The 6,286-nt window shown below is 38.6% G+C and carries 7 protein-coding genes; 1 reads left to right on the forward strand and 6 read right to left on the reverse strand.

The genetic code is table 11. The features are described from left to right. Positions 1-73: 73 nt before the first annotated feature. From QNK26_RS02455 to QNK26_RS02480, 6 genes are all read right to left on the reverse strand, one after another. Entirely contained in the window at positions 74-811 is a 738-nt protein-coding gene (locus tag QNK26_RS02455) for a DNA-binding transcriptional regulator YciT (protein ID WP_319220678.1), read from the reverse strand. Positions 812-960: 149 nt separating this feature from the next. Continuing rightward, positions 961-1,611, reverse strand: coding sequence for a 5' nucleotidase, NT5C type (locus QNK26_RS02460; RefSeq protein WP_413816343.1), 651 nt, complete (start codon positions 1,609-1,611; stop codon positions 961-963). 209 nt (positions 1,612-1,820) lie between these two features. After that, a complete protein-coding gene (hemN, locus tag QNK26_RS02465) occupies positions 1,821-3,194 on the reverse strand; it encodes an oxygen-independent coproporphyrinogen III oxidase (RefSeq protein WP_319220680.1) in 1,374 nt (457 codons plus the stop codon). A 94-nt stretch (positions 3,195-3,288) separates the two neighbouring features. Beyond that, complete coding sequence (locus QNK26_RS02470; RefSeq protein WP_319220681.1) at positions 3,289-3,750, reverse strand: DUF2489 domain-containing protein; 462 nt, start codon at positions 3,748-3,750, stop codon at positions 3,289-3,291. Between the two features lie 2 nt (positions 3,751-3,752). Then, on the reverse strand, positions 3,753-4,406 hold the full coding sequence (gene yihI / locus QNK26_RS02475; protein WP_319220682.1) for a Der GTPase-activating protein YihI: 654 nt from the start codon (positions 4,404-4,406) through the stop codon (positions 3,753-3,755). A gap of 270 nt (positions 4,407-4,676) precedes the next feature. Then, positions 4,677-5,300, reverse strand: coding sequence for a c-type cytochrome (locus QNK26_RS02480; protein ID WP_319220683.1), 624 nt, complete (start codon positions 5,298-5,300; stop codon positions 4,677-4,679). Between the two features lie 139 nt (positions 5,301-5,439). On the opposite strand from QNK26_RS02480, the gene yihA reads away from it, so the two are divergent. Beyond that, positions 5,440-6,120: a ribosome biogenesis GTP-binding protein YihA/YsxC gene (gene yihA / locus QNK26_RS02485; RefSeq protein WP_319220684.1), complete on the forward strand. Its 681-nt coding sequence runs from the start codon at positions 5,440-5,442 to the stop codon at positions 6,118-6,120. The last annotated feature ends 166 nt before the right edge of the window (positions 6,121-6,286 follow it).

Raw genomic sequence — 6,286 nt, forward strand, 5'->3', positions numbered from 1 at the left:
ATGCCAGTGAGAATTGTTATAACAATTCTCACTGGCATCCATAAGATATGTATAAAGTCAGCGGGAAACGCTATTATTTTACGACTTTAATATTATGTTTTTCTAATAGATGTACATATTCTAACGAAGCATCTTCGTCAGTAATGACCATATCAACCTGCTCGAATTGATACAGCGGGGTATTGTGAACTTGACCGAATTTAGAAGAGTCAGTGATGACAATATTTTGTGCACCTTTCTCTAAAATAGCCACACCGACATCCGCACGCATCATATTACGACTGGTAAAGCCAGTATTAGGATGTAAACCATCAATACCTAAGAATGCTTTGGTAAAATGAGTATGCTTAATGCAAAGACGCGTCAAGGTACCAACCATACTTTCACTTTCATGTTGATACAAACCACCTAACACGATGATTTTAACGTCCGTTTCTTTCATTAAGTGAGCAATATAGCTACTCGGTGTAATGATAGTCACATCACTGCGTTTAGCTAATTCTTTTGCCAGTAATGCATTTGCACTACCGCCTTCGATCATGACCGTTTCACCATGCTCAACAAGGCTTGCCGCACACATCGCCATTTTACGCTTATGTTCATAATTCACGGTAATACGATGAGACACGTTATCGGTATTATGTGGAGTAGCACCACCATGAACACGACGAATGAAGCCTTCTTTTTCTAACTTGTTCAGATCATGACGGATCGTGACCTCTGAAACTCCCAGCTTAGTTGACATTTCGCCAACAGAAGCACGTCCCTTTTCATTTACAAGATTAATAATATCAGTATGTCGTTGCTGCATGATTTCTCATATCCCACACAATTTAAGTTACCTATAAAATAGATAGTACCACTTTCACCTGAAAGTCATAAGTACTAATTACAGCTACAAATTGAAAAACTCAGCTAGATAGCATAACTGAGAGCTTCATCGATAATAATAAGTCTAGCCTACTGTACCGACCATGTTTTTTCATGCCACGTTTGAATGATGTAAGAAATTTCATACCAATCGTGCGCACAAGTGACTTTATCCCTAAACACTTTATTATGCGGTTGCTTTATCATAATGCAGTGTTCAATACCGGCATTTTTCGCATCCACTAAGTTGTCATATTTATCATCAACAAACGCATGTATATCATGAGTTTGCTTAATTCTATTCAAATACGTCGCTTTTGAATCACCATATTCAACAAAGAAAATGTCTTGAAAAATATTGCCAAAGCAATGATACATGTTTGCACGACGCAGTGCTTCGACTTGTGGGTCACGACTACACGCAGTAATACAGAAGATGTCATAACCTTCTTGCGTTAACTTTGTCAGGATCCGAGATGCACCAGGTAATGCGTCCAACGCACCAAATTGCCAGCTAGATGCAAACTCTTTTAATATTTTAACATCTTGGCCTTCTTTGATACCCAACCATTCACACAGATCCCATGCCAATGGCTTGCCAGTCACTTTTTTATCATATTGATGATTCACAAACTCACGTAATCGAGAACCAAAATCTAATACCGTATCATCAATATCAATGACTATCGCTTTCATAGACGTATTTCCATTTTTGTGATCATTGCTGCTATTAATCGTTATCTAAAATAAGATAATGCGAATCGGGGAACAATATTACATAGATAACTGATTATGTATATTAATCTTCTGTGAAATTAAGTCGCTAATCCTCACTGAAAAGTCATAAAATCAAGTCTATTATCGTCCTTAAAATCGTTGCAATTACATTCACACAGGTATTAAAAAGACACCCTCAGGTGCCTTACTATTAACGCATGTCTAACTACAGGTTAGATCACCCGAGAAAACTGTTGCTGACGTGCTCGTTGACGTAAATACACATCGAAACACATGCAAATATTACGGATCAATAACTTACCTTTAGGCGCTACTTGCAGCATATTACCTTTAATAATAACCAGTTCGTCATTAATGAACGTTTGTAATAAAGTCATGTCTTCAGCAAAGTAACTGGTAAAATCAAGATCGAATGTATTCGCAATTTTGTCCATATCCAGTTCAAAATTACACATTAATTGCTTGATCACTGCACGACGAATTGAATCGTCATCATTCAAACCCACACCACGCCATTGGGCGTGACCAAGTTCTTCAACTTGTTGGTAATAGGTTTTCAATTCTTTTTGGTTTTGCGAATAGGCATTACCAATCTGGCTAATTGAAGAAACACCTAGCCCTAATAAATCGCTTTCACCTTGGGTAGTATAACCCTGGAAATTACGATGCAATATGCCTTCACGCTGCGCAATGGCTAATTCATCCTCCGGTTTAGCAAAGTGGTCCATACCAATAAACTGGTAACCGTTGGCAGTTAAAAATGAAATAGCGTCTTCCAAAATCGCTAAGCGATCTGAAGCTGACGGCATATCTTCTTCTTTCATTTTACGCTGACCAGCAAACAAACTCGGGATGTGCGCATAGTTAAATACGGTTAAGCGAGCAGGGTCTAAATCAAGAACACGTTCTAAGGTCTTATGGAAAGTGGCTTTAGTTTGATGTGGCAAACCATAAATCAAATCAATATTAGTCGATTTAAAACCAAGTTCATGGGCACGTTTAATAATGGCAAAAATGAAATCTTCATCTTGCTCACGATTAACTGCGACTTGCACTTTTTTATCAAAGTCTTGAACACCAAGGCTTAAACGGTTAAAGCCAACCTTAGATAATAGGTCAATGGTACTCAGTTCTATTTCACGCGGGTCAACTTCAATCGAAATTTCAGCATCGTCATCAAAATTAAAACTGTCTTTTAACACGTCGATCAAACGTTGAATTTGTGGTTGTGTTAAGAAAGTGGGTGTACCACCACCCCAATGTAATTGCGATACATTACGATCTTTGAAAAACGGCGCTTGTAGCTTAATTTCAGCTTCAAGTACATCTAGGTACTTATCAGCTTTATGCAGATGGCGAGTAATTACCTTGTTACAACCGCAGTAATAACAAAGCTTATGGCAGAAAGGAATATGCACATACAATGACAACGGCTTATCTGGCGTCTCGTCGCAAGCAAAGCGAAAGTCTTGATAACCAAAAGATTCATCAAACTCTAACGCGGTTGGATAAGATGTATATCTTGGACCACTGTAATTATATTTTTCGATCATAGCCTGATCCCAGACTAATTTTTGATTTAGCATATTCATCCCCTAAGACAACTTGCGACAGTATGCCGAAAATAAACATCATGCCGCTTGTCTTATATCATAATATTAACGATTAAACCGGTATTAATTAACATTTGAACGTGATTAAGCGTACAACATCTTGGTGCACACGCTCAGCATATTCACCTTCAAAACGAAAACGATCTAAGTCAAACTGCATACGCGCTTTTTTTGATAACTTGCTACGTTCATCCATAATTGGCATGTGTTTTATTTGCTCATAAAACGCATGTAAATCAGGATATAGCTTAACCCAATCAACAGGTTCTGCCGCCGGAATAGCTGCCAGTAACTTGCTAATTCGAATGGTACCTTCAGACAGGTCACACTCTTCACGACCCATTGCTTTAGCAATAATCTGTACACTTTCAGTGATACGGACTTTACGTGCAGCAATGGCTTCGTTTTGTTGATTTAGCTGCTGCACTTGTTGCGCTTTTACACGATACAATAGACGTCCTGCATACACTGATAATGCCAGAATGATCAGGCATCCAATGCCAATTAAAATCACCCAACTCGCTTGCATTATTAGTCCTCGTCGTTATTCTTTAACTTTTTCTCTGTCGCTAAGAAACGTTCATATAACTCATCTTCAGATAATTTCTCATGATTAGTTTGCAGTGATTGAGCATCAAGTGACGCCATCATCTCTTCATCCCATTCATCTTCATCATAATCTTCTTCAAAATCTTCGTCATCAGCATAACCAAGTTCTTCAAGTAAGAATGCGTGACGCTCTACACGTTCATCAACGTACGTTTGGTCATCATTGTCTAATACTTCGTTGTTATCTAAACGTAGTAATAACCCATTTAGACGAGCATCACCTTCTAACTTGTCTAGCTCTTGCTCGAACGTTAATGCCGGTGCAACAACTTTCACTTCCGCTTTTGGCTGTTTTACTTTAACAATCGCAGGTTGTGCAACAGGTGTCGGTTTCGTTAATAACTGAATCGGCGCTTTACTGCCTACGCGAGGGTCACCTGATTTACGCTGACCACCGCTACTTTTTTTACCTTTTTCAGCTTCAGTTGTTTTATTACCTGATACTAAACCTTTACGTTTTTTTAAACGTTTTTGCTTACGGGCTTCTACTGCTTGAGTATTTGTTTCACGTTTAGCGCGATCTGATTTAGCGATAGCTAACGGGCCGCCTGAGCGTTCTTTTCTTTTACGAGTCATAGTATTCTCTGTTTTAAATCTGTCTAATAATAATGTCTGGCATGATCGTGTTGATGACATTAGCTATTAGCGGGTATCGTATTTCGCCTTATTTAAAGATAGTCAATTTACTACGCTTTATTAAGGGCATAATGCGGCAATTCTTTAAGTGAGCGCAGACTATCAAAAAAGCGAGGAAGAAAAAAGATAATTCCGATCTGATGAAAATAAAAAACTCAGCCGAGGCTGAGTTTTTTACGATATTAAAATGAACTTACTAAACAAAAATGATTAGTGAAGACCACCAAGATATTTAGAAATAATTTCCATATCTGCAGGTTTCATTTTATATGCGATATCGTGCATCATACCATTTTGGTCATTTGTGCGTACTTGACTACTAAATTTCTCAAGTTGCGATTTGATATAATCAGCATGTTGACCTGAGATCTTCGGGAATTTAGCCGTTTCGCTACCATTACCACGTGGGCCATGGCATGCTGAACAAGCAGTGATACCACGTTCGATGTCACCACCACGGTATAATAGCTGACCAGCAGCAACAACGTCTTCTGGCGTTTCTTCCGGTTTCATTGTTTGTTCTGAATAAAATGCAGCAAGGTCCTGCATATTTTCTTCAGTTAACATTGCCGCCATACCCATCATGACAGGATCGTTACGACCCTTTTCACCACCGGTTTGCATCGCCAGTTGAAAATCTTTCAACTGCTTAACAATGTACGAAGCATTCTGCCCCGCTAATTTAGGATAGATACTTGCTGGACTATTACCATCAGTACCATGACACGCAGTACATGTGCCGGAAATAGCTTCACCCGCCGCTGCATTCCCTGCAGCTTGAGCCGTACCCATTAATCCGATTAACATTGCAAAAGATAAGACAAGACTTTTCATAGCATTCCACTTGTTATTTTCAGCTTCCGATCCCATGTCACGGCGTGACATGTTACACTTATTATTATTCTATTTGACTATTTTACACATTTTCAAAAAAAAGTAATCATTTAACACAATTTCAATGAGAGATATTAAATTGGATAACAAAAAAATACACTTCGAAAACGCTGCGTTTAGGATTAGTGCGCCAGACATTAGTCACCTAACAGACGATTCGGGCATTGAAATTGCTTTCGCTGGGCGATCTAATGCTGGTAAATCAAGTGCATTGAACACTTTAACGCGCCAAAAAAGCTTAGCGAGAACCAGTAAAACTCCTGGTCGCACACAACTTATCAACGTATTTGAAATCGAAGAAGGCAAACGTCTAATCGATTTACCTGGTTATGGTTTTGCTAAAGTACCGTTTGAAGTAAAAAAGAAATGGCAGAAGGCCTTAGGTGAATACCTGCAAAAACGCGATTCGTTAAAAGGCATCGTGGTATTAATGGACATTCGTCACCCGCTAAAAGATTTAGATAAGCAATTAATTCTTTGGGCCATTGATTCTGACATTCCGGTAATGGCGCTATTAACGAAAGCCGATAAATTGAAACAAGGCGTGCGTAGTAAAACCGTTAAAGAAGTAAAAGCAGCAGTTGAAGAATTTGGTGGTGACGTAACAGTTGCACCATTCTCATCATTGAAACATACCGGTATCGATGTACTAAAAAACAAACTATGTGAATGGTATGCTTTGGAACCTGCAACGGGTATTGCAAGTGACGACGATGAACCGTTTGATGATAGTAATTTTGAATACATCGACGAAGACTAATTCAAACACTGAATTTTAGGCAAAAAAAACGCCTCGTCAAAAAGTGACGTGGCGATGAATAATAAATTCAATTTGAAACAAAAGGTTTGAAATATAATTTCGAACCTCCATACCCTACCCCGCCAATATACTGCAAACTTATTTCACACGAAAGTAAAATACGTTA

It is taken from the genome of Moritella sp., assembly GCF_033791185.1.
Classification (GTDB): Bacteria; Pseudomonadota; Gammaproteobacteria; order Enterobacterales; family Moritellaceae; genus Moritella.

Bases quoted from the DNA above. Each gene is read 5' to 3' on its own strand.
- yihI (WP_319220682.1), bottom strand. From the start codon at position 4,406: ATGACTCGTAAAAGAAAAGAACGCTCAGGCGGCCCGTTAGCTATCGCT.
- QNK26_RS02470 (WP_319220681.1), bottom strand. From the start codon at position 3,750: ATGCAAGCGAGTTGGGTGATTTTAATTGGCATTGGATGCCTGATCATT.
- hemN (WP_319220680.1), bottom strand. From the start codon at position 3,194: ATGCTAAATCAAAAATTAGTCTGGGATCAGGCTATGATCGAAAAATAT.
- QNK26_RS02480 (WP_319220683.1), bottom strand. From the start codon at position 5,300: ATGAAAAGTCTTGTCTTATCTTTTGCAATGTTAATCGGATTAATGGGT.
- QNK26_RS02455 (WP_319220678.1), bottom strand. From the start codon at position 811: ATGCAGCAACGACATACTGATATTATTAATCTTGTAAATGAAAAGGGA.